Genomic DNA, 24948 nt, shown 5'->3' on the forward strand with positions numbered 1-24948 from the left:
CAAGAGCAAAGTTTACGAGAAAGTTGCCTCGTTGCCTATTTTGACATCGGTGTATCGTAGTTCGCATACAAATCCCTTACGAGTCGATAAGCGTAATATTGGTTGTACCAGTAATGGCAGCACATGCAGTATCCATCGCTGCTTTACCCGAGATTCGAGTTGTACCAACGTTCACTTGAATGACTTTATCAATGTAGTTTTCGACCTCATCTATACAGCGCTCTGCGGGGATATTTGCAATGACTGCAGTTACGTATCCGTTAGTAAGTGTGGTTGATGTGCCACTAAGGTCAGTTGCAGTATTTGTCGTACCAAATGTAATTCCATTTTGTGAGTATGGAGTTACGAACTGGTCTCTAACAGCCGACTTCATAGTTGCAGGAAGGTACTCGTCACTGTTCCATACAGACGTATTGGAGAAGCCTTGATAAGTTCCCCATTGCTGTTTTACTACTTTAACTTTTGCAAAAAAGCCTACAAGCGAGTCCATCATTTGCTCAGATTGCTGCGAACGTTGGTTCTGCTGGTATTGGGTGTAAGTGTAAGTAGCAATACCTGTACCTAGGATGGCAACTAGTGCGAACTGTAACAGTGTTACACCAGACTGCTTTTTCCCATTTTTTACACGTACTTTTGTATTCATTTGTTTATCCTTTCGAGTTTTAGGTGTTGGTAGGTCTATCTGATAGATCCCATAGACATAGTGGCAATCACGAATAGTGTTAGGTACAAGCCAAAGGCAATGAGTGCCGCAAAGTTGACGTTCTTGGTAAAGCTAATAATTTTTTGTTCAATTCCTTCTAAGATAGTGGTCGCGATTTTATCCATATTGGATGTTGGATCGCTTAGTTCGAAATAAACGCTAAGTCTAAATTGCGTGTCTTTGTCGAAAAGGTCGTTTCTGAATGCCTCTATATCTGAGCCAGTCTCACTGTGCGTTTTTTCCATTTCATTTAGTTTTGATACCATGAATCGTGACGAATTCTTTGATATAGCCTTTAGAGATTGCTTTGTATTTACGCCAGACTTGTACAGCAGAGCTATTGACTGAAGAAATAGGCCTGATTGAATCAACCTTGACTGCTTTAATGGCATCCCAATCAATGGGAGTTTCTCTATAAATGTCCTCGCAGTTCCAGAAAGGTTGTTTGCTGACCAGCTATATCCAGCCACAGTTAAAATCAGCACCAATACACCTAACTCAAGGTTATTTAATATGGCGTTATTGATATTGCTGAAAGTTGTTAGCTCTTGCGGAACTCTAGCGCCCAAACTATCGATAATCTTCATTGTTTCTCTAACGAAGGTGTCTTGTGTGAACCATGCAATGCCAATTGTCATTACTAGGTATAACAAGGGGTCCCTCATTGAAGCTCTAACTACCGCCATAATCCGTTTCCTAGAGTCACCTTGCTTGATGATTACATCTAGTCCAGCGATTGGTTCACTTGTAGCGCCGAGCACCATACAATCGGTTTTTGTAAGAAATGGTTGCAAGCTGTAGGCAATCTCGGGAGTGGGAGATATAGAGCGCTCGTAAATTGCCTTGTATAGATGCTTCTCCACAGGCCTCTGCCATTTTTCAGGAAAACCTTCGACAAGCTTTTGATGCAATTGTTCTGTTATTTGCGTAAAAGCGGCTCCCGAATCTTTGCCGTTTATTCCACCGGATAAAGAGACGATAAACTGCATATAGCTGATGACTTGCGAGCGGTAGATAGTCTTGTACAGAGTGTTGATGCACAGAGTTAACAAGTTAGCTATATGATCTCGGGGTTTCTTAGCAAGTAGCCTGTTGCGCGTGGCAATAGCTCGTACTTGAATATTGTTCATTAAATCATTCATTTATAAACTACCTTTGGATGCTCAATTTGATGATTATTTCGAAATAGAAAAGCTGTATTAAGAGCCTGAAACTGTTCGATCACGTCAGTAGGGTCGAGCTTTCCTTCTCGGATGTAACTTAGTGCGATATCGAAGCGAGTGAAGTTGTTGTTTTGTAGCCACTTTGCACGAGCTGCAACCTTGTCACCTTTCCCCACTAACGCGAGGATCTCTGGAGTAAACTGCACTACTTCTGCAACTAACTGACGGCCTTTAATGCCTCGGTTAGAACACTCCGAGCAACCTTCGGGGTTACGCCATTTTACTTCTTTAATCCAGTGGCCAAGCCCCATCATCCCGAGCTGTTCGATGGCATTGAATTGCATTGCAGAAGGGGTGTTAATTTGCTGTATGGTTTTAGAACAGTGTGGGCAAAGTCTTTTGAATAGCTTCTGTGCGACGGCAAGCTTTAAAACCTCACTTGTTTGTAGTACTCGCGAGTTAGCACCAAGCCCAGCCAGTCGTTCAGGAATATCGAACGGACTATCACAGTGGAGTGTCGCTAAAACATTATGTCCGGTCAGTGAGCTTTGTACTGCTGCTTCGCATGTGTAGGAACTATTAATCTCACCAATAGCTATGTCGTCAGGGTCTGCACGTACAATGAAACTTAAAAGTCCTTGTACCGCGATCTGTTTTTTTTCATGACTTGATACTCCAGATTGGATTAGAGTGAACTGTTTCACTCCACGAATATTTCTTTCTATAGGATCTTCCACAGACAAGATATTTTTAGTGCCGTTACTGGAAGCATCGATTTCCATCAGAAGGTTTTCTTGAGTCACAGACTTGCCAGAGTTCGTTTCCCCAATCAGCAAAGTGATACCCTTACCATTTGTAGCATGGATGATCTGTTCAATTTGGTTGTAGCGAAACCCTAACTTTTTAAACGGAATTCTTTCTGCATCTGCGTCTTGATCGCCAGTGCAGCGCAGTACCATGTAGAAATTCTTGTCTTGCTTGTTGGTTGAATGGGAAGCAATACGAGCCCCAAGCCTACGGTCGGATATTTGCCGTACAAGCTGACCATCTAGTTTATCTTTTGCGTTAAATCCCGTTCCTTGGATGGAACCATCTTTTGCTGCGAGTGATGAGTAAAGGACCGATACCAATGTATGCAGAGTACCCTTGTTTCGGTCATTACCATACTGCACTAGCTCACCATCAATGCGGAATTTAATTGTGTTAGCATGGTCGCCACACTCAATATGAATATCCGATGCATTCATGTTGAACGCTTGCAGAAGCATATCGTCAATTTCTTTCTCAGTGTCATTTCGAGCTTCTTCGCCGCTTTTCTTACCACCAAGATCGATACCATTAAGCACAATATCTTCGACTGTCGAAAAAAACTCCACATGCACTTTATGGCCAGAGTTTTTCTGTCGTATTGCATCTCGGATTACTAGGCAAACATCTCGATATTCATCCGTGTTATCTAGTTTAGATTCGAGTTCATGAGTCATTAAAACGAAGCAGACTCTTGAGTGGCTATTTCTCTCAGCACTGCCTTTGTGGAACGACGCTGACATCAAGCCAACAACAGAACGAGCGTACTCTCCACCTAACGCCATTTGTTCCGCAGTGTAGACTTCACTAGCCTCACCGAGTTGGTCAAGTGAAGAGATTTCATCTGAAAAGTTCTGCCTAATGAACTCTGCTGTCATACTTACTTCCCTTGCATGCTATCGAAGACAGGGGGGGTAACAGCTTTAGTTTCGTAGTTCACTTCAATAGGGCTACGATTGGTATCAACAAAGTTCTCCAGACTTGCTTCGAGAGTCCCGATAGCGTATCTCTCTTGGTATTGTTGCTTCAGCTTATTATTGTGCTCTATTTTCTTAGCTATCTGCTCTGCACTAGTCACACGGCGTATGAACGACTCCTTAGTATTGGTATTCATAAACGTAATGCTAGTAGGGGTATAAGAGGTAATTACAAAAGAGCCAAATTTCTCTTTGCTTTCCTTGGCCATTACGACATCTACAGGTGGAATGGCTTCGCCATCAACAAACATTTCCGCTGTAATGTCTCCACCAATACCAAATATCTCTGCCACATAGACAGTGTTCATTTCCCAACCTTTGGGTGGGGCATAATTGACGGGCTCACTCGTGATTTTAGGTTCTTCTGGCTGCACAAGCTTTGGTTTCACTTCGAGTCTATTCAGAATTTTCTCGTTCTCTTCCAGTATTTGATTGAGAGTTCTTAGCTCTTCAAGTTTGTCCTTAAGAGACCTGTCAGAGTTCATTATCTCAATACGCTTTGCTTCAGCCTCTTCAAGCGTAATTACGGTTGCATGTGCAGGAATTGCCATGATTGATACCATAGCCGCAAGAATCGTTTTGTTAATTAATGTCATACACTGTAATCTCCGTTGTTAGTGCTGACGTGGCGACGTCGTATGAAAAGGCCTCGATAAGCGCACTTTGGTTTGCTTGCAAAATCTGATTAATAGAGTCGAAGGAATGTAGAAAGTCACTATTGATTGTCACTCTGTAAGTCGTAATATCAGATAGCATGTCTTGTTCCTTCATTTCTTCGTTGTGATAATGTCGTTGAACACTTCGAAACAGGTTCTCATCGATTGGATGCGGTCTGTTATTTTCTTTTCTTGTTGCAATACCCCAACTACGAATAAAGTTAAACGATTGAAAACTTTGAAGTTCAGCGATGAAGGATGGCAGATGGAAGTATGCACTGTTTATTTTGAAAGGAACTTCAAGCTTGGGATTTGGAATATCCAACACTGCAACAACGGTTTGACCGTCTAGCGCAACATCTTTATCCCTTACCCGTATACTTTGATTCTCGCTAGTAATTGCTTGCATAAAGTCAGTAATACGAGCTGTATGATCTGCGCGAATATAGCGTAGCAGAATGACCTCTCCGAGATATGGCTTTCCTACTTGGTGTAGGCGTTCGTATGAGGCGTTTGTCATTTCGTACCCTGCGATTGAGATAGGGGCTGATCCCAACGCATCTCTCATAGTCATAGCAGTGTTGAAGCCGAACTTTCGGATGTAATCAACATACCAATCGACTTCTTGTTGTTTTAGACGAACGACTATATCTCGGTCTTCGTCTGCTTGATTTGATGTAGGTAAGGCACTCTTCGGCTTTGGAACAGGCGTGGCTGATACGGTCTTTTGGGTATCCCATACACTGTTACTTACTTCTGGTTTTTTAGTAAAAATAACGTCTGATGCAATGTAAGCAGCACCGCACAAGAGGATTGTGATGCCTACGTATTTGTATAAGGCTCGACTTTCCTTTTGATTAAAGCGTTTGATGTTTCCAATAAACCATGATTTTTGTGGACCCAATTCATCAATAAATTGATGGATTGGGGTAGGGATGAATGCAATATCATCAAATAGGCAAGCGTCACCAAAGCTATTCAAACCGTCTTTCACTAGGGGAATTAGCTCATCATGTTCGACTTCGCTAAGGCCTATAGTCGTCAGACGTATGTTAAATGCGTCTCTTTCATTGAGATATTGGTCAGCAATCTTCTCGCATATTGTGAGAGCATTATTCTCAAGTGCCGACGGTGTTGAACTATTCGCCGTATTTTCGTTATCAGTTTCTTTTGTTCTGAAGGCCGTATCGATAGTAATGCGGCCATGAGATACACCAGTAATACTCCAAGAATCGTCTTGGACTTTGGCGATATAGATCGCCATGCTATCGTGTCGGTCACTCTCTTTAAATGGATTGCCTTGTTGTTCTAGGAGGGCGTGTTGGCGGAACGCAAACGCGAGAGATAACCCTTTTTGGGGTTCTACAGGCATCTCATTTTCTTTGGCTACAACTCCTAGAGCCATTGTTTTTCCAAACGTTTCTCTAACCCCCATTGAGGTATAACGTTTGAATAGAGGGTCAACTTGCGTGATGTATTTACTATTACTTTCAACGCCGTGTAAGTTCTTCCAATGTAAATCAGAAACTAGATATTCAAAGGCAGTGCCTTTCACTCGGAAAAATGTCGTCATAGCTTAACGCTCCAATATAGTAGGTCTCACGACGACAATTAGATTGGATTTATAACGGCGAGCCCCATTGCTACCGCCAGTCCACCAAGGGAACTGTTTTGCTAATGATGCAATGTCTGCAGAGGTAAGGTTACGCTCATAAGCACTAACCACAGTAGTATCACCATCACGGAGAATGACGTTTGCTCGGTTGTTTTGTCTGCGAGTTTCTTCCAATTGGATCTCTTGGTCGGATGTGCCCACTTTTTCAACATTTTTAATAACCTTTGTATTTACGACTACATCGAGATCTATGCGTCCCATGGAAGTAATTCTAGGTGTTGTGGTAATGCTGAAACCTTCGTCAATTAGTTTGGTCTCTATCGATTCTTGAGAAAAACCATCTGACGTTACAGTGACACTGCGACCTGACACGATACCTTGGTCTTCTAAGCTGCTCACAATGGTTGGTATGGCATTCTTGGTTTTGCTGCTTTTCCGAATATGGCTGTAGATTGAAGCATTTTTATGAACCATCTCAACCGCAGCATCAATGTTCCAATTGCCTGTTATAACGTTAGCTGACAATGTTCCTAATAATGCGTCTGGAATTACTGATGGAGATCCAAGCCCAAACTTACCTGTGCCAGCTGTTTCAAATGCGACCTCCCAATCAAGAGATTGGTTCTCACTTAAATCTGTAATGATTTCAAATACGTCAACTACCACACCGTATGAGGTTGTTGAGCGGAGGTTATAATCTTTCAGGAAGGTTTCGATTTTTTTAAGACTAGGTGGAGTATCTTTGACTGTAATGCTGTGGTCATGTTCATTGACAAATACCTTTCCACTAGTCGTTAACATCAACTCGACCTGTGATTTAATTTGCTCCAATGCGTTTTTGGTTTCATCTTGAGCCGTAAAGGTAGAGCCACTACTGTTTTCTGCTGCGTTAGTTGTAGCAGACTGATTGAAGCTCTTGGTGTATGTAACTCCATTTGCGTCTACCAAAAACGTCATTGGTTCAGTGCGATAGATCGTTACTCTATTGTTTTCGTAACGCCACCATGTATTCGTGTTTGCGGTGATTAGGTCCATAGCATGACGCAGACTCAGACCTGATACGTTGAATTTCATTGAGAACCCATTGGTAATTGTTTGGTTCTCCAGAGCTGCGGTATCCAGAGTGGCGATATCAATGACACCAGTACTATCGTCGCTACTTGCAATATCCGCCGAAGCTTGCTCTTGAGAGGAAAATGCACTTTCTAGATACACCCTTGCATCCTCTGCAATGTTTACGACAATGCCATATTTTTGGTAACGACGATTGATCTTTTGGATTAAGGTCTGTAAATCAATGTCGTCTTGACGAGAGAAGTTCATTACGTCATCAAATGCTGGGGGCAGGGGCTGTTCAATCACTGTTTCAAATGCACCACCAAGTACATCAAAGGTGTCCATGTACTCGAATGGTGCCTTTTTTAGTTGGTCTGTGTTGAAATCATATTGACCCGCGACACTTTGACTGAGTTTCGATTGGTCATCGCCAATCCTTTCATTACTTGCGATTTCATCCGTACTGCTACAGCCAGCTAAACCAATGACGGCAGCTATCATGACTGCTAAAGGTTTTTTAGAAAAAGTAATCATGCAATGGGCCCCTATTTTTGTCTTGATTTACGGCGTTGAATACGCACAACTTTGTTTTGTTCAGCCCACTTAGCTACTAGTGGAAAGTCTTGGTTTTGAGTGCTAAGCATCAGTTGATTTACAACCCCATTGACACCCGAAAAATCACCTTTAAGAACTGCGTGTGCGAGAATTGGATAATCGACATTCTCAGTGTCCCAAATCAGTTGCCACCCTGACTCAATCGCAAAATCATTGATTGTTTCTTTTAACGACTTTGCTGGGGAAACTTGCCACGTTCTCATTGGCTCAATTGTGCGAGTTCGTTTAGTTGCGTGAGAATCGTGAATAGCTAGTGTTTTAGCATAAGGATCGATAGCGATTTGTAGGTAAGGATGTTGAACCCCAATTGTTGTAATGATTGATTTCCAATCCTTTCCTTGCACCAATGAGATGTATTTGTTGCTGCTGCCTGCTGGTGGTGTGTAACGCCATCCAGCCGGTAGAATTTGACGAATGAATTCGTTCATGTTGACTAAAGGCGCGAGCGTCGAGGTAGGGGATACATTGTCCATGCTTGCAAGGTCTTGGGGTTGGACAGTCGCTTTTACATTGCTCGCTTGCTTTGACGCAATTACGATCACATTTGATGGGGAGTTAAGCTTTAATTGTTCCGCTAGCAGATCATCGCTTGCTTCTTTGACCTGTTGCTGGAGAGCTAGCGTGTCGCTTTGGATGCGTTGCTGCGTATTGTAGAAGTCTTGTTGCTGCAACTTCTGCTCTTCGAGGATTGATTGTTGCGTCGCCGCGTTACGTGCAATTAGAGCAAGATTTTTGTCTTGATATTGCTTTTCCATTTGGTAACGCTGGCTTTCCAACGCTTTCTTTTCAGCGATCAATTGGTTTTGGTCGTATGTCAATTGGTTACGATCTTGAATCAAAGCGGTACGCTCATTGTAGACTCGTTCCATTTTTTCACTGGCCAGTGCAGCGGTCTCTTTGTTGTATTTAACCAGCTCTCCCATCACAAACTCGGTCGTTTGAGCACTACGCTCAATGGCTGCAGTTGATGCAGCTGTATGTTCCATTTGGGCTATTTGCATTTGACGGTCAAGAGGGGTGGCAACTGAGTCATACGACACGTAAACACCAGCAGAAGCATTACATGCTATGAGCGATGCTAGAGTTAGCATTCGACATTTGAGTGAAATCATAACGTCCATTCCTTAATCCATATACTAGTAATTGTATTATATATCACATGACAATCAACGATTAATTTCATCGATTGTTTTTGAGTCTTGAATGGCACGTCTTAGAACGTCGGTGCCAGAATATTTTAATAATGTCCATCATAGAACGATCATAGTATGCCAATATTCCGGCCACTACCCACCAGCCAAGTGCAAGATATAACATGCTCATTGAGGGGAAATAGCCAAGAATGGGAAGCGGTACGATAGCGCTCGCATCAAGGATGCCAAATCGGAAACGGTAGTTTTCCTCATATGTGGTTTTGTTGGTATCTTCCATAAGTTCGCTCTACGAGATTTAGTGTTTCGATAGATATTTTCCCCTCTTTAAACAATCGCTCTGCGTCTTGGTAGAAGGAGGTTCCTTGTTCCCACATACACTTGTTTATTTCATTTCTCAGTGCTGAAATTGGGTTCTTGGAGTTTTCAATGGCATTTTTAAGGCGCATCTTAACTTCATATGTATGATCGAGAATTTCACGGCAGGCCACCAAGCCCCCGCCAGCACGGTCAATTCGAGGATATAGTTTTTGCGCTATCATGATTTCACTTTCAGATATCAGGCTATCGATTAGCGAATCACGTTTTGCCACATCAAATTTCATATACACCCTAGAGTAAGCCGCACTCACTGAGTTACCGTGAACGCTTGATGACACTAGGTGTCCCGTATTACTGAACTCAAACGCCGCTTCAAAAGATTCTGCCTCAGTCATTTCGCCTACGGCAATCCAATCTCCAGCTTGTCTCATGGCTGTTTTGATTGCTTCGGCATAGCTAATCATATCGCCGCTTACACCGTCCTCACTTACGTTATGAGGGATATGTTGGTTAGAGGGGTGGAGTTTTACTTTGTGCCAGAGGTTTTCGACCGGACGAGAGTATTCTAAGACGCGCTTATTGGGGATCTTTTCAAGGATGTAACGCATGATTGCTGCGATAGTCGAAGTTTTGCCTTCTCCCGTAGCCCCAATCAGTAGGACTAGTCCTTGTTGCAACTCACCGACTCTTTTCGCTATGTGCTCCGGTAGCTCTACTTCTTCAGTTGTCGGTGGAACTTCTGGCAATGGTCGTATGGCGCAGTTGTAGCCGACAGTATTTCCTTCACTGTACCTATTTGCAGATAAACGGAAGTTACGTTTATTGTTCGCATCACGAGGATCAGTAAGGGTGTATGCTGGATTTGTAGAGTAGCCTTTATCTGCTCGTTCCATTGTTTTGATAGGCGTTTGCAGTAGCGCTTTAACTTGGGAATGGCTTAGTGGTTCTTTTGATATTACTAGTCTGTTTTGATATTGGCGAGCACGTAGGTAATCGCCGCTCTTAATGTACACATCGCGAAGGTTGTTTTTGATCGCAAACAATAAAATGTCATCAAACGTTGAGTCTTCGATTGACGTAAAAGCGAGAACTTGCTTTGTGCTCCAACCATTTATATTAGAGTTCATTGAATCGCTCACTCTTCACTGTTTCCATTAAGGCCTCGTGCTCAGGGGTGTAGATTGTTATGTCTCTATTGGTTAGTTCTTCTAAGCTAACTGCGCCTTCGATGATAGCGTTTCGCACAGCATTGCTACTGCTTTCGTTTTGACGATGAGAACTAATAGCACTCCACTCACTAGGTTTTATTGAAAAAGTACTTTGCTCGGTTATCTCGATACTCGTAGGATTTAAGATCAACTCTTCACCAGTATCATTGACAGTGCGCGACAATCGGTGATTCACCGCCTTCACTTGAACTTCTGTAATCGTTCCACCTTCAACTAAGCGCCAGTAGCGAACCATACCGATCAAGTCAGCAAAAAGTAGGGTATATCTCTTTCTGAATTCACTACGAGCCACTTTGACACCATTGTTCCAACCCTCGTTACTTCCTTTAACCCATATTTCACGTTCTTGTTCATTTTGAGGAAGGATAGAGCTTGGAGGGAGCTGAAGATTCTTGGGTTTATCTGAGAACAGGTAGTCAGCCCAATGTGGGGGGGATATGGCTAGATAAGGATATTCTCTGATGATGTACTTCTTGTCCTCCCTTACGATGAGTTTTTTATCGACTCGACGAACTGAGCTATCGACCTCATCAACAATACCGCCTATGAGATACATTCCTTTGGCAGCTCCTGAGCTGAGTAATCCACTCCATGGAGAGAAATCTAGAAGCCCGTTCCAAAAGTTTTTCTCACTCATCATTTTGTCTTTGATGTACTTCATTTCCGAAGCGTATCCGTGCTGATAACCGTACTCGCTTGAAGTACTTTTTAGCTTAGAGTAATAGGCTTTTTTATTGCTTACATCATCAAGGTATAGCTGATTGGAACTATCTAACTCTTGCAGTACCTGCTTATCGAGCGGTTGAATCATTTTTGGTTGTTGAACCAGACTACCTTCGGCAAGGGCTGAAATTGAAGTTGTCATTAGAAATACAATAACAGCTGTTTTGATGAGAGGTTTTTTCATTTGTGCGCCTCTCTAGAATCAGAAAGAACTTTATAGCTCAAAAGAATGGTTTGAAAATTTGGGTCGATTCTAATGTCTACGAAATGCCCAACTTGGACATCAATCTGTTCCAATGCTAAAGCTAATGGTTGTTGTCTAAGCTTGACTTCGACAGGTACGCCTGTAGCTGGTTTCCTACCAATTTCGTACACGCGACTCATATCCCAATTCAGATTGACAGCTACCGCTTGCATTGCGACTTTTAGATCGCAATTGCAATCAAATTTTCCGATATTCTTGTCTAAACCAGAGAATTTTGAGCTAATTTTTTTACTCGTCTTTTTGTTCGCATCAAACATGGTTTCTTGTTTAGACCTACGTAAGTCTGCTAATGAACGTATCTCATCGAGTAGTTGCTGTGAATTCGCTCGCAACTCTTGATCTATAAGGTTTGGTTGCTGGTCTGGTGGCGGTGCAGTCGTATTGATTTTGTTAGTCTGAGAGCACGAACTCAGCAACGCGCACATAATCATTGGTATTCCATACTTTCGTGTAGCTGTCATTTCTGCACCTAATAGGTTGTCGGGTTGTAGCAGTTCTATTATTATATATTACACACCGAGTCAATGTTAACAAATTTTGAAGTCTCGGTGTAAAGATATGGATAGAGCGTATATGCTTGGCCTGAATCTATGATTAGTGTGGATGTTATTAAAAATGTATGTATGAAGCTCATTGAATATAAATTATTAATTTTCTTTATATATTGAGCAGAAAGGATTTAAGGTATATGTCTAGATTTTCGTCAGTTGAGTCTGATCTGCATATCACCATTTCACAAAAACTTATAAAAAATGCAGATCTTGGTGACTTATTAAAAAGGGAATTGCCCGTTCAATTAGGCAAATTATCGAACAATCATTGTACGATTAGTGAGCTAATTGAGATTCAACAATTCATCGACTTCAATGCGAATAAGCTAAGGAATAATGTTTCTATTGGCATTCGCTTGTCTGGTGGGATCGCACTGTTTTCAAAGAAAAGCGGTATCCCAATCGGTGAAGTGGAAAAACTGTTAGAGTCGGGGAATTTCGAACAGCTTATCTACCCGTTAGGCAAAGTGACGGGTAAACATGAGCAATGGTTTTACGATGGGAGAGTTTTCTATAGTGAGAGACAGATATCCAATTTTAGAAAACAAAACTTGTCTGTTTTGGTTAGTTGCATAGATAACTATCCACTTTTTGTTGATACCCTTTGCCAACAGTTAGGACGTATTCAGGAGCATTACATCAAACTTGTTGATGGCAGGAATACGCCTCATGGTTCACGTATTTGCAGATTGCTTGAACAATTATTGGGTATCCCTTCGGGCTCGTTAGATTTGTCTCAAACTAAGTTTGAAACTGTTCTAACCAGCATTCGGTGAAGACGTTTTTCAGTAAAATATCATCAATAAAAAAGCGCCAATGGGCGCTTTTTTTATGCTGCATGTTCCAAGTTAATCAGTATCGTATTTATTGCATCGTGTGTCGTCAACGGCTTGTCGCTATACGCTGTGCTGTTGATTAAGCGCTGAATCTCAGCAATGCATGATCCAGAAGGATATGCGTTTCCGAGCCTTTCATATGCTGAACGCTCACCAAATTTCATCTTGGCCAACCGCTTAATTGTTTCGTCACTCTCATCTGAAGAAAAATTCCACAAATAAGATGGCGTTATCTGGTTACGTAGCATTTGCACTACATAGCCCTCATACGTGTCAAATTGGCCAATGTAGAGGATAAGGCGACCAAATCCATCTGACTGCTTTAATCGACGTGAGATTTCGTTAGAGAGGCTGTCTGATAGCTTGTACGTACTTTTTAGGCTGTCTACGTCCTCTTGAGTTGCGGCAAGCACGTAAATGTTTGTGGCCAGTGACAAGAAACCTTTGGGTGCGTGTGCCATCCTTTGTGCTGCGATCGTTTGAGCTAAGTTATATTTACGAGCAATCACGTTAATACCATCGACAATTTCATCCATTTCAAGTGATTTGAATTGCGCATATTCATCGATGAACTCATGTTTCTTGATGTTCGTCTCTGATTCTAAAATTAATCTGTAGTGTTCTTTATAAAGGTCTGGTACATACGTCATAAAGTCGTTGGGATCGCGCCAGAAATTCCTAGAGGCTAAGTGTCTAGCAAGAAGGGCAAATATCTGTTTCATGGACTTATCACCAACGCTTTGAAACAGACTTCTTACATCAACACCAACGACTTTGGCTTGTGATACATCTATTTGCGACTTCTCCCCCAAGATGTAAGGGAAGCGAGCAATTACCCCCTCCATTGCAGTTATGACGTAGTCTACCAGAGGAACTGTACCAGCAGGCTCGACAGTGAGAGCATCCATGCTCGCGCGAGCTTCTGTGTCCGAACGGACGTATTCAAGAAAGTCCGGTAATGCGTGTGCGCCTTGTCGGTGGCAAAATCTAGCGTGGTCGAAGTACCGCTCTTCATCAAGAGTAAATAACTTATCTCTGATGGTGTACCATGTTCTAACTTCAGTTGCGTCGAAGGTGAGTGTTCCATCTCTTAGCATCTGATTTATGTCTCTGTGGTACTGCAATTCTGAACCAGTGTAGTAACCGAGTTTATTCTCGTAATGGAGTGGGTTCTTTTTCGTGTAGACGAAAAACAGCTTTATAAGCCGAGCTAGTGTATTGCCTAACTGCCCACTAACAGGAGTAGCAGAATCACCATTGATAAGACGGCTTAGAAATTTGATGGTGAACTCTACTTCAAAAGGCTCTAGGCGGTCTAAGCCAAATTGCGGTTCAAATACGTTGTAAGCGTTTCCCTTTGCGTCCTTCAGTTTGATGCAAGCAATTTTGTGCATTTGTGACTCGGGCAACCAAGATCTCAATGAGCTGAAATAGTTATGAACCCCACTGCCGAAGTCTAAGTACGACATAAGGGGCAAGTCCTGATTTCCCTCTGCGAGAATGAAGGCATTATTTAGTATCGAGCTAAATACTGTTTTACCTGACTTCATTGGGCCTAGTATGAAGTTTGCTATGTAGTCTTGGTTAGGGCAGACCACACTAATAGGGAACAACTTTCCATCTTGCGAGGATAGGCATATTGTTCCGTTTCTCATGGGGGTTGCAGGGCGTGTTATAGGTAAAGTCGAAAGGTGTTTAGTATCAGGTTGGATACACGGACGGGAGCTAAGCTTCTTAGCGAACGCTGGTAATGTCGAGAAATAGCTTTGTGCAAGGTTGCTTGGGCTTCTAAACGTTGGTGAGCCCCATGAGGTTAACGCCTGCTTAAGCTCTCTTTTGTACTTCTTTGTTAGCTCTTCATTGGTAGACCAAGTCGCGATACTCATCGTTCCTTTTAGCAGAGTGCAATTATTGTCGTCTGCTTCTCTGATTAGGTTGTTTATCGCTTTATCAATACTACGACCGTATGCAGTTACTCTGAATAGCAATAGGAATGTTTTACGTGCGGCCAACATGTTACGAATTGACTGAGTTCCAGTTTCTAGCTCGAAATAGGCTCTAAATGGAATACGTTTACCAATCGAGCGGAACAGTTCTTGGAAAGTCGCATAGTCTTGTGTATTGAAGTATTCGCGGTCTAACGTTGCTATGTAGTAATCACCACTCTGGATAAGGCTAGATGTTCGAGTTGGAGCTATCTTGTCATCACTAATGATCTGATATGCGTAGGGAGGGTGGCTAACAAAATCATCCTCTCGATAGTTTAAAGTTAAGTCAATCGGCGTGGTAGAGTGTTTTGATTGCCAGTTGGTCTTTGATAGAGATATGAGGTCTTCTTCTTCCTTTAAGTACTTCAGGAACGTTTCAGACGTTAGTTTTACTAGTCCTAAGTATCGATTAAAGCGACTTTGAATATCCTTAATATACGCTTGGTGCTCTTGAATAATATCTGTTGATTCGCGAGCGGTATCCTGTAAGAGAAGAGGGATTTCATCAACTACGATTTCCTTACCATTAAGTACGGGCTTACCTCGTTCATTTACAAGCATGCCTGAGCGTGTTGTAGTTACGACCATAACTGTTCTCTCAAAGGAACAGTTGGCTTCCAAATCCGCCATTTGTCTTTCAAAGAAGTGGCTAGAGTCCAGCCCGAGTCGCTCGATGGTCTCGAAGGTAGGCTTAAATATATCTTTGAGTTGCGATCCAGTCCTATGAGGATCTCTGACAAACATAAACCCGATTTTATGATTGCCTATCTTTAGAGTGCTTGTTGTTGCACGTTGAACAGCATCAATATGGTCTATTTCAGTCTCATCAGTCAAATATCTCTGTGTCCCCATCACTTCAAATGCAGTAAAAACACTTCCATCAAGACATACGGTAACGCTGTCGTCGAGCATGGAAGGACACAAAATATTGCAGTGCGAAAATGCATTTTCCTGTATTGCATCGCCCAACATATTAAGGATATTGGTAACGGTCGGAAGATTTAAGCCTAGCATTCACCCCTCCTTAAAACAGAACATTAATTTTATGAGCAGGAGCTGCCGCGAGTTCATTCTGCGCGGGTGATTCTACTTTTTTCATTTTGTTCGCGGTGTAATTGATGTGCTTTTCTTTCAACCCTTCGATAACCGGCACCATAATCTTTTCAAGCGTTTCTCGCTGCGGTCGTGAACCAAGTTTATCAAGCTCAAGTATATCTTCGGCTTGTACTACTTGCCCTGCAGGGTATTGTGTAACGAGCGATAGAATGATGTCTTTTTTAATGCGCTCTTGATACAGTTCTGAGTCTTGAATTGCTGAATACATATTTCCTTACTCCCTAAATAAGCTCGAATTGTGGGACCAAACCGATAGACACCAGTTCCTGTGAAAACTGTTCGATTCGATGGGGGTCCATTTTTATTGCAAAACGGATGGTTCCACTAACAAACCCAGCCAATTTGTACCCTTTCTTGACAAGGGATATAGCCTTTTGACGAGACAATATGCGGTCGTACGCTCTAAGATAAGCAGCCATTGGCGACTTCGACTTGTCTTTATTGCTGTGATAGCTCATGGCCATCCAGATAATCTCGTTTACGAGGCCATTGGTGTAACTCATGAAAGGGGTTTCGACTGGTGGTTGTTCAGGGAAATAAGGCAATTTACCAGCTTTCGTTAGGTAAGCTTGCCCTAGTTTTAGTTCACAGTAGTTCAGCATATCAATCAACTCTGGCAACGTAGCCCATACTCGATACACTTCAGCATTCAACTCGCAACCCAGCGGCATGGCATTTTGATGGGTTTTGTCGGTGCTAATAACTTCAAACTCAACCATGCCTGCAGAGTTGTTAGCTAATTCTATGAGTTGCCTAACGACTTCTTCGTTAACAGGTTCTCCATTTTGGTCAGTACCGCAGCGTTTTCCAGAAAAACCATTCTCGGTTCTATAATCTGTCGAGAGTGGGTAGTTCTGGTTGGTTAGGTGTAGGAAGTAGGGAGTCTTCGGCGGCTTTGCGCTAACAATCCGTTCGTCTTTTTGCTTTTTATGCTTATTCCCCTGTAATTTCTGCAGACTGTTTTCGATAGCGAAATCGAGAGATTGACTATTGACCCCATCGAGCCTGTAAATTAGTTGTCCTAAATTTGGGCAGATAGTATCCCTAATTGCTGACAGCACCGTAAAAGTTTGCTTCTCATAATCAACATTGAAGTTGGCCAGTTTTACAGCTATTGATTGGAATACTTTTAGTAGGACTGGCATTTTCTTACCAAGGTCATCGCCAAGGTTAAGTTCAATTGCCACCGATGATACAGATACACCAAAGTAAGAAGAATGAACTACTTTGTTGAATTGCCCAATCGAGGGGTGTTTCGTAAAAAAGTTACTTCGCTTATTTGTTAAGTAAAAATACCTTGGGTCTAGCTGACGTAAGCTGACACGTTCGACGTTATTAGGGGCGTTGCTTGTGCATACATGCGCAATATCGTTGTAACCATCTCCGATATCATCAATCCACAGAATTGCAAAATTATCCATACTTGTTCCTATATAATCTGTTTGGCTTGCGCTAACCATTGAGCCGGATGATTCTGACTAGTCGGATCGTCCATGCTTAGGCTGTACTTGGCATACTTTTCGATTTCAGTTTGAAATTGTGTGTGATCGAACAATAGGCGAATGCCAGAAAACGTACCTGTTGCTCTACTTGCGTATTCGTCCTCACTCATTTGTACAAAGGCATTGGCAAAATGAAGTGGGTCAGTTGTTTTAAAGTCACGCTGAATGACTGCTTTAGTGCTTTCAAGTGACTGGAGGTAGACAGATAGGTAATGTGCCTGCTGTTTTAGATGCGAGTAGTATTTAGTATTTCTGGAAGTTTCATTTAGGATGTACTCGTGGGCATAGCAAGCTATTTGGATTTGATTTAACGTAGCTTGTGGTATGTTGGGAGCGTAGATCATAATTCCTAGCCCATTTGCGCCCACCCAACCTAAATGCTTCGTAAGGTGACAGAAGGGGCAGTTTATTTCAAAGTTCGATGGCTTATTGTTCGTATGATCTCCATCAGCATGATGCACATGGAAGCCTTCAGACATTTCAATAGTACATTCCTTGCACGTAGGCACCTGTGTTCCTTCGTAGGTCGCAATCGTGTCGGTGATGAATTGGCTTCGAGCGACTTGATAGTTCTCATCATCTTTTTCTGCGTTTGGATTATCTGAGCGAGCCACAGCATGTATGTTTCTCACCACGCCAACAAATAAATCAGTGTTGTGTTGACTTCTACCTAGCTTGCCAATATTGGAAAAACCAATCATCAGAATACTTCCTCGTTCATCGGCGTTTTTGAGCCGTTCTCTAAGAATTCAATAGCATCAATGTTGGAGTTATTAAGCACTGTTTTTGCAGCAATTGACTGGTAAAGAGTAGGTGATGCCAGAAAAAGGGAAATCACAGCCATTACTGCAGCCAAAGACTTAGGTAGGTTGTTTTTGTGGCCTGTCGCTAGTACCACTAAACTTGCTATCATTAAAAATATGCTAACCAGAAACATAAAATTGAAAAGAGCTGATGTACCAGCGTCAACGGTTACTGCCAACCGATAGATGCCAAAACCAATTCTATCTCCCCCTTCAGCTTGTGCATTTACGGAATTACTAACAAGAACAATGAGCCCTGTTATCGACTTAGCTACAACTCGCATAATTACTACTCTAAGTAAGCCATAGGCTCAAAGAACCTATGGCTATATTGGTATTATTGTGTAGATATTTCTGACTGGATTTCAGTCATCCATGCGCTAGCTTCCGTTGTTTTTCCGGTAAGCTGTTTGTTCGCAATGTTCTGCCAAGTGCCAATTCCACCAGCAACCACACTGACGATAAATAGACCAGCCGCAACCCCTTTAGTTTTTGTCTGGTCGCCGCCATTGTTGCGCAGAGAAGCAGCGAAGATAATGACTGACAGTAGTCCGAAGACAATGGCGATTAAAAATGAAATGTTATAGAGACTTTGTGAACCTGCTACCGTTACTTTGTCAACGTTTCCAATTACAGATACAAGATCTGGAATCCCATCTTCAGTGGTAGCAAAGGCGACTGCAGAGACTAGAGCAAATAAAGCGCTTGTTGCTCGTAGTGTCATTCGATAGATTTTATTGATGTTGTTAGTCATTCTGGTTTCCTACTTTTTTAGTAAAACTATTGATTTCCACGGATGTAATATCTTTCAAACTGCGTTTCGCCAGTTTGAAGGTTTATGTTACGAACAGTCCCTATGCCTGCTACATACGTGTTTTGCTTCAAGCTCAGGGGGGAGTTAGTGTTAGGGTTGTACACCAGCACTTCTTTCTCTTTTGGCTTAGTGGTAATGACTGTCCAGTTTTTAAGCTCCACCATGTTGCTAGCGACTTGACTTACAGGCTCGGCCTTAGATTTAATGCGCGTCGATGGGGGAGTGGTAGATGATTTCTTCGGTTTCTCGGATTTTTTTAGTGCAGCGAGTTCGGCAGGGGTAAACTCTTCTCTTTTCCCGTCAATATAGAAGTGTCCAGTCACACGAAGTCGTGATGCACCATTAGGGCCGTCTTCAATGCCGATCACCTTGTGTGCTCCGTGTTTACTGTAGAAGGTTTCGCCCATGGTTAGGGTTATCGTATTTGACTTACCATTTTTTTTGGGCGCATCGATGACGAATACAGTATTGTCTTTTAGCGGCGGTGCAATAATGTTGAACTCTTTTAAGCGTGTTGGCTCTTTAACAATCCCACTTGCTACCCCCGCGACTTGGACATTACTCACTTGCTTGCTTAGGTTATTTAGTTGCCCCTGTATATCCTCAAGACGTTTACGAGCATAGTCGTCCACAAGGTGAGCATCGTTGTTAAGTTCACCACTCTGACGTAAACGATTAAGTACAGTATTTACGACCATATTCGGGTCCAGCGCAGGTTGTTCTGGCATTTCTATTTGTGGAGGATTCTGCTGAAACCACACCTGTATATCGTTAATAGTTTGGCTCTTTGCTTCATCAAGTTTGCGAGTGATCGCTTGGTCGATGTTGTCTTCAATGCTAGTAACAATTTTCGTTTGGATTGCATTTACTTCACTATCCGAAATCTCTTTTTGACTACCGAATTTTTTAGTGAGTGATGTACTAACATTTTGGATGTAGGTTGAAATAGTGCTTATGTTTTGTGGCTGTATCACAAATTTGTCGTAGGCTAAGTAGCCACCTAGCGCCACACTAATAGCCAACGAAGCTGCGGATAAAGTAGTTCCGAGTGACATGCTAAACTTTTTCTTGCCACCGTGATTTATGTTTACTCCAGTTGGAGCATCTTGAGCGTCTGACATAACTATCCCTCTATTTTGCGTAGGTTAATGTTGTCCTTGCTGGTTCAGACTTGGATCGTTCTGCAAGGTCTTTACTTGATGAATAAACAGGGCTCACCATGACCATTCCCACAACGTACCTGTTGGGGATTGTGATCGTTGGTGGCAAATTGGCATTCCTTCTTAGGTCTGGAAGAAATTCTTTTGCAACGTTTGCAACGCCGCCGATAATCTTGTCTTTGGTCTTAGTTATCGCAGGGGTACTTATCACCACGCTGCCATCAGCAATCGTGGTTGTGGTATCCACGACGAAGTCAACAAATGGCACCATGAATGCAGCACTTGTTCTTGCTAGGGTTCTCTCTAAAAAGTGGCTATCGTAGTTATTATCAAAGAGTGGAGAGGTGTCAGTTTTAATATCTACGCCGTACGCATTAATCGGTACTGATTCGTCATCAAATTCAATGCGATTACCACGTAATAACACGCCATCTTGTCTTGCGGTCATTTCGAATGCACCTACAATAATTGCTGGTCGCAGTGGTGGTTCAACTACATCGCAGAATACTGGAAGGTTATAATCTGAGTTCACCTCCCAACGCAGCTCGCACATGACCATATCACCAGAACCCGCGACTTTAATTTGCTTCGGCTTCTTATTGAGGGGCTGTGTATCCCCCTCTACTGTTGAGTCGGTGCGCTCTAAGCTAGCTTTCGAAGTGGTATTGGTCGACTCAATAGTATCGCGCTGTATCCAATTTGAAATGTCACCACTGACGGTGTACTCATTCTTGATTGGTGCCAGTTCACTATAATTTTTTTCAAGTTTTAGCTCGTATTCGGCAATTTTTTTATTCGTTGCAGCGACAGGAAAATGGCTTGGCAGTGAGAGTAGCTTGGCCACATTCTGTCGTCTAATTTCTTCTGGCGTACTTTGTTTGGCTTTCGCTTGGTCTTCTTTCTTTTTAGTCGTTGCTTTCTCTTCTTCTTTTTGTTTTTCTACAACCTTTTTTGCTTGCGGCGGTTTCTTTTCTGCGTTGGATTTTTGGGCTTTGTCCTTCAGTGAGCTAGTGCTGTCAATGTGGGTTCGCCCTGCCTTTAATGCACTATTTTTTTGGTTCTCTTCGTGGCTGGTTATCGCAAGCTTCGCTGGCGAGCTGTCTTCTAATGTCACGTCGGTTTGGCTGGCCGCTGAAGATGATGCTGGTGTGTGTGACACTTTTGATTTCACGTTTGGCGTAGAGGAAATTTGCTCAGAACCTTTCGCAGCAGTTCTTGCGTAGAAGAAAGCACTTGCGGCCAGAACAATGACAATTACCGTAAGGAAAATGATGATTTTTTTACGCTTTTCACTCTTGGCTCGCGAGTTGTCTATAGGGTTATGTTTCTGCACGTTGTCACTACTCATGAACGCTTACCTCTTTCTCGATATTGTCAACATAGAAAAAGTACGTAGCTCTAGGTGCTGCTCTAAAAACGTGTAAATTGCCAATACGACTAGCAGCATCAATCTCGTATTTCAAAATGGCCTCGGTTCTGAAGTAGTAATAGTCGTTAATCTTGTATGCAAGGGATCTAGGTGGTAGTCCACTCACGTTAAGAGGTTTTGCGTTCGCTGGTGGGCGACCGCTAAGAACAGCAGATAGATTAGGGTCATCGTCGCGGTTGAGTTTTTGGAAAGATACTTTTAGAGCTTCTGGTTTTAGTGAATTCTCAGGAGATATTGTTGGCAGCATCACGCTGACCTTCGCATCGATGGTTTTCTCTGGATAGGAAGTAACTCGAAATGACACTGGTTGTGCTGCATCTTTTAGAAAAACAAACCCAGATACATCCTTATTGTCTACTTTTGGAATGACAAGAAGCTGGTTTTCATTTGTTTTCATTACTTCGAATGATTCAGTTTTGTACGTGCTGCTATCTGGAATATGGCTTTTTATCGGGTATGGTTGCCCAGTCACATCAAAAAAACTGATTACTGTAGGGCTGTTTACTCGGTTATTGATGGTGATTTGCTTCGTGCCATTTGGGTCGTATGGAATCGATCTTACATTAACTTCTGACTCATACACGGGACGGTTTTGTGCAGCATTTACTTCTGTACTGAACTTTCTATCTTCAATAATCTTGCTTGGATCGTTAAGTAATTTTTGTTCTGCAGTTACATTAGCTCTCGCTTGAAGAGCTAATGCTAAGTTGTTCTCTTGCTTTAGTTTTGCAAGGCGCTCCTGCTGCTCTAGCATATTCTCCATAACCAATTCACGAACAACGTTCTGGTGGCTTAAGGGCATTTTGTTGACCACTAACAACATGTTGTCTAGCGTTTGGTATTTTTCAAAAAGAGCTTTTCGTATGTCAGATGGATTGTAGTATGTGCCATTATTCGAGTCATAGTCTTGCCCGACATAGGCGTACTCGTTTTTATAGGTACTAGATGTGGTATTAGGTGAGGGTGTATTTACAACAGCGTCTAACTGTTCAATGGACATAACATCATATTGACCAACGACCTCGATGGCACCTACCGCTGGGAAGGTGCTAAAGCAAAAGACAAGCATTAAGCTTGCTACTTTCAATCGATCGTCAGACATATTAAACATACCCTCTATACTCATTTCGTTATTATAAATTAAATGAAAATTACTGCGACTTTTTTTTGCTTATCAGTTTCACCATTACTCAAGCGACAAAACACTACGCATAGCTAGACCGTGCCACCTCAATAACTCAGATGTCCTTTCAACAAGCACTTGGTATCTTATTGGTGCGTCTAAGTTCTGGCCAACCATCTTAATTCTGAATACGTACTCAAACTCATATATGTATCGAGTGTCTTCAACATTGACCCAGCCTTGGTTTTGCTGAAAAACCCCTCGTTGATAGGTTCTGACTCCTTCTTTAATGAAGTTGGCAGAGTCAATGTCAATTGACATAGAAGTACGGTTATCTAGAAGAGTACTTACGATATTTGATTCTTTGAGTTGTTTCTGAAAATGCGCCCCTCTACTAATAAATTCATCTGGCACCACATTTAGAGAGAATATATTGCTATTGCATTGAGAAGAAATGTATCCATAGCTCTGCCAGTCGAATGTCAAACAGTATTCTAGTGATTCTGATATCCACTCTTCTATTTCATCAATGTTAAGTTGGCTAGGTTTATTAAGAGGACTTGGGGTGAGGTATTGTCCCGCTCGATCTACAGCTACATAATCACGACTTAGATCGACGGAGTTTACATTATCGTAAAGGTAAATTGAGCTAGCGAGCAGGATAAACGAAAGTACCATAATGCCAAACCAAAGTAATAACTCACGTCTTAAAAAATCGAGCAGCTCTAATGTAGCCTCGTGCGCTTCATCTCGTTGAGTAGTCATTTAGATTCTGATTCCTATAATCTCAAACTGGTAGGGATTATTGCTCTTTATTGAAGGTCTAACGAATAGCCTTACCACTCTGGTTTGTGGGTGCCTTGATGTACGCAATACTTTTGTTACTACCGTTGGAAAAACAACAACGTAGTACTGATAGTTAGTTTTTTCCCATGGCACTGCGATGACTGGTTTCCATGAAGCAGCTGCATAGTTAGTTGCCTCTTCCTTTTCGATGTCCTTACCTACTCGTTGTGCATACAGTCTCTGATATACGCGCCCTGCGTTATAAGCAAAATATTGTTCAGCACAGTAGTTACTTTTAGCTTGGTAGTTTATTGGGGTTAAGGAAAAGCAAGTAACGATTACTCGTTCTACAAAGTTAATCAACTTAGCGTCAGATAGAGAGCCAACGGGCCGAACTGTAAGTTCCTGTACAGTGTTGCCGTCTTTTATGTAGGCTTTTCTTACAGGGGATTGGTTGACGCTGTCTGCAATCATAACCAAGAGCACAAATGACACTACTAAGAGCCCCCCGACGAGTAATGTCTGGATATGTTTTACAATCATGATTGCCACCCTGTCATGGAAGTCATTTTCCATGAAGTTTGGTTAGTTCCGATCACGGTGATAAAAAAGCGTATTTTGTAGCTTCTTATCTCCCTATTCTTGTCTTGTAGCACTAGCCGAGCAAACACCTCAATTTGAACCTTATCTAGTGTTATTTCATTTAGAGGACGGATGCTCGCTTGTTCATATAGTTGTGAAAGGGGGATACCATCACTCTCGCCATCAACTAGCAGGGGAGTATCAATGATCGATAACTTAACTCCACGAATTTTTTCTGGGTCATCAATCGCCTCTAGGATCTTGTAGTTCTTCATATTTGCCAGCACGTCAGCTTTGTACGTACCTTCTGATTCGTTAAGTATTTTCAAAGTGTTTTTGAAAGACGTGGTAGTGAAGTTCATCTGCTCAGTAAGCTTGAGGGCTACGTGGTTTTGAATCATGGCCACGTAGTCGTCGAACCGATGTTCTGGGTCAATAATTGGCTGGCTCACAATACGCCCATTTGTTGTCGGAACAAGAAACTGTCCGCTAGCTTCTTCCCATTGCAGCCTCGTGATGTAGTACATGATTGACATTAACGTAGTCGCCAGTATTGCAAACATGAGCATGCCTGTACCTGAACGTCGAATAATGCCTCGAATGTGTTCTGCTATGGCACTATTAATTACTTCAGTTTGATTAGGTCGCTTACCCATTCGACCTCTCCTTGCTCATTGTACGTATTCAGCTCCCATTGCTTGTTTTTGTTGTTGAGCGCTAGCGTTAGCGATGCGGCATAGAGTGAACCACATACGCAGACGATCACGATAAGCTTCATTAGGCGGGTGACAGAAATTAGCTTTCTTGTGTCGCCCCACCACACAGGAACCTTAAATTTAAAGGCTCCGACTCGCACAATCTTAGTGATTTGATGCGGGAGGGAATCCAACCATTCTGAGAAACTCTTTTCGATTCTTTGCTTATCCACAATTCAACCATACGTAGTGACTATTTGTACTTGTTCTATTATTATATAT

24 protein-coding genes are annotated in these 24948 nt (G+C 42.3%); 1 reads left to right on the forward strand and 23 read right to left on the reverse strand.

Annotated features, from left to right (window positions below; genetic code table 11):
* Positions 1 to 76 precede the first annotated feature (76 nt).
* From ACQEXT_RS08555 to ACQEXT_RS08600, 10 genes are all read right to left on the reverse strand, one after another.
* Positions 77 to 643 carry a hypothetical protein gene (locus tag ACQEXT_RS08555; RefSeq protein ID WP_426951519.1) on the reverse strand — a complete coding sequence of 189 codons (567 nt, stop codon included), beginning with the start codon at positions 641 to 643 and terminating at the stop codon, positions 77 to 79.
* Between the two features lie 35 nt (positions 644 to 678).
* Positions 679 to 1845 (reverse strand): hypothetical protein, encoded by a 1167-nt coding sequence (locus ACQEXT_RS08560; protein WP_426951520.1) that lies wholly within the window; start codon positions 1843 to 1845, stop codon positions 679 to 681.
* A complete protein-coding gene (locus tag ACQEXT_RS08565) occupies positions 1842 to 3551 on the reverse strand; it encodes a GspE/PulE family protein (protein ID WP_426951521.1) in 1710 nt (569 codons plus the stop codon). The genes ACQEXT_RS08560 and ACQEXT_RS08565 overlap by 4 nt, the downstream gene beginning before the upstream one ends.
* 2 nt (positions 3552 to 3553) lie before the next feature.
* Positions 3554 to 4246, reverse strand: coding sequence for a hypothetical protein (locus ACQEXT_RS08570; RefSeq protein WP_426951522.1), 693 nt, complete (start codon positions 4244 to 4246; stop codon positions 3554 to 3556).
* Complete coding sequence (locus ACQEXT_RS08575; protein WP_426951524.1) at positions 4233 to 5879, reverse strand: hypothetical protein; 1647 nt, start codon at positions 5877 to 5879, stop codon at positions 4233 to 4235. Before ACQEXT_RS08575 ends, ACQEXT_RS08570 begins: the two co-directional genes overlap by 14 nt.
* Before the next feature lie 3 nt (positions 5880 to 5882).
* Positions 5883 to 7511, reverse strand: coding sequence for a hypothetical protein (locus tag ACQEXT_RS08580; RefSeq protein ID WP_426951525.1), 1629 nt, complete (start codon positions 7509 to 7511; stop codon positions 5883 to 5885).
* A gap of 11 nt (positions 7512 to 7522) precedes the next feature.
* Positions 7523 to 8704: a TcpQ domain-containing protein gene (locus ACQEXT_RS08585; protein ID WP_426951527.1), complete on the reverse strand. Its 1182-nt coding sequence runs from the start codon at positions 8702 to 8704 to the stop codon at positions 7523 to 7525.
* Between the two features lie 290 nt (positions 8705 to 8994).
* The gene (locus ACQEXT_RS08590; protein WP_426951529.1) at positions 8995 to 10191 is read right to left on the reverse strand and encodes an ATPase, T2SS/T4P/T4SS family; all 1197 of its coding nucleotides are present in this window, start codon (positions 10189 to 10191) and stop codon (positions 8995 to 8997) included.
* Positions 10181 to 11200, reverse strand: a complete 1020-nt coding sequence (locus ACQEXT_RS08595) for a type IV secretory system conjugative DNA transfer family protein (RefSeq protein WP_426951530.1) — start codon at positions 11198 to 11200, stop codon at positions 10181 to 10183. The genes ACQEXT_RS08590 and ACQEXT_RS08595 overlap by 11 nt, the downstream gene beginning before the upstream one ends.
* Entirely contained in the window at positions 11197 to 11742 is a 546-nt protein-coding gene (locus tag ACQEXT_RS08600) for a DotD/TraH family lipoprotein (protein ID WP_426951532.1), read from the reverse strand. The genes ACQEXT_RS08595 and ACQEXT_RS08600 overlap by 4 nt, the downstream gene beginning before the upstream one ends.
* 227 nt (positions 11743 to 11969) lie before the next feature.
* Here ACQEXT_RS08600 and ACQEXT_RS08605 point away from each other — a divergent pair, with 227 nt between their 5' ends.
* Positions 11970 to 12608, forward strand: a complete 639-nt coding sequence (locus tag ACQEXT_RS08605) for a hypothetical protein (RefSeq protein WP_426951533.1) — start codon at positions 11970 to 11972, stop codon at positions 12606 to 12608.
* Positions 12609 to 12661: 53 nt separating this feature from the next.
* On the opposite strand, the gene ACQEXT_RS08610 is transcribed toward ACQEXT_RS08605, so the two are convergent.
* The 13 genes from ACQEXT_RS08610 to ACQEXT_RS08670 form a co-directional block, all read right to left on the reverse strand.
* Complete coding sequence (locus ACQEXT_RS08610) at positions 12662 to 15670, reverse strand: hypothetical protein (RefSeq protein ID WP_426951534.1); 3009 nt, start codon at positions 15668 to 15670, stop codon at positions 12662 to 12664.
* Positions 15671 to 15680: 10 nt separating this feature from the next.
* Entirely contained in the window at positions 15681 to 15980 is a 300-nt protein-coding gene (locus ACQEXT_RS08615) for a hypothetical protein (RefSeq protein WP_426951536.1), read from the reverse strand.
* Positions 15981 to 15993: 13 nt separating this feature from the next.
* On the reverse strand, positions 15994 to 17193 hold the full coding sequence (locus tag ACQEXT_RS08620) for a hypothetical protein (protein WP_426951538.1): 1200 nt from the start codon (positions 17191 to 17193) through the stop codon (positions 15994 to 15996).
* Positions 17194 to 17201: 8 nt separating this feature from the next.
* The gene (locus tag ACQEXT_RS08625) at positions 17202 to 17975 is read right to left on the reverse strand and encodes an HNH endonuclease (RefSeq protein ID WP_426951539.1); all 774 of its coding nucleotides are present in this window, start codon (positions 17973 to 17975) and stop codon (positions 17202 to 17204) included.
* Positions 17975 to 18361: a hypothetical protein gene (locus ACQEXT_RS08630; protein ID WP_426951541.1), complete on the reverse strand. Its 387-nt coding sequence runs from the start codon at positions 18359 to 18361 to the stop codon at positions 17975 to 17977. Before ACQEXT_RS08630 ends, ACQEXT_RS08625 begins: the two co-directional genes overlap by 1 nt.
* Positions 18362 to 18414: 53 nt before the next feature.
* Complete coding sequence (locus ACQEXT_RS08635) at positions 18415 to 18831, reverse strand: hypothetical protein (protein WP_426951542.1); 417 nt, start codon at positions 18829 to 18831, stop codon at positions 18415 to 18417.
* Positions 18832 to 18857: 26 nt separating this feature from the next.
* Positions 18858 to 20012, reverse strand: coding sequence for a hypothetical protein (locus ACQEXT_RS08640; RefSeq protein WP_426951543.1), 1155 nt, complete (start codon positions 20010 to 20012; stop codon positions 18858 to 18860).
* Between the two features lie 10 nt (positions 20013 to 20022).
* Positions 20023 to 21399, reverse strand: a complete 1377-nt coding sequence (locus ACQEXT_RS08645; protein WP_426951545.1) for a hypothetical protein — start codon at positions 21397 to 21399, stop codon at positions 20023 to 20025.
* Complete coding sequence (locus tag ACQEXT_RS08650) at positions 21392 to 22582, reverse strand: DotH/IcmK family type IV secretion protein (RefSeq protein ID WP_426951546.1); 1191 nt, start codon at positions 22580 to 22582, stop codon at positions 21392 to 21394. Before ACQEXT_RS08650 ends, ACQEXT_RS08645 begins: the two co-directional genes overlap by 8 nt.
* Positions 22583 to 22666: 84 nt before the next feature.
* Complete coding sequence (locus ACQEXT_RS08655; protein WP_426951548.1) at positions 22667 to 23368, reverse strand: hypothetical protein; 702 nt, start codon at positions 23366 to 23368, stop codon at positions 22667 to 22669.
* Entirely contained in the window at positions 23369 to 23932 is a 564-nt protein-coding gene (locus tag ACQEXT_RS08660) for a hypothetical protein (RefSeq protein ID WP_426951550.1), read from the reverse strand.
* A complete protein-coding gene (locus ACQEXT_RS08665; protein ID WP_426951551.1) occupies positions 23929 to 24627 on the reverse strand; it encodes a hypothetical protein in 699 nt (232 codons plus the stop codon). Before ACQEXT_RS08665 ends, ACQEXT_RS08660 begins: the two co-directional genes overlap by 4 nt.
* Positions 24597 to 24899, reverse strand: coding sequence for a hypothetical protein (locus tag ACQEXT_RS08670; protein WP_426951552.1), 303 nt, complete (start codon positions 24897 to 24899; stop codon positions 24597 to 24599). The genes ACQEXT_RS08665 and ACQEXT_RS08670 overlap by 31 nt, the downstream gene beginning before the upstream one ends.
* Positions 24900 to 24948: the final 49 nt, after the last annotated feature.

The organism is Vibrio sp. TRT 29B02 (genome assembly GCF_050113655.1).
Taxonomy (GTDB): Bacteria; Pseudomonadota; Gammaproteobacteria; order Enterobacterales; family Vibrionaceae; genus Vibrio.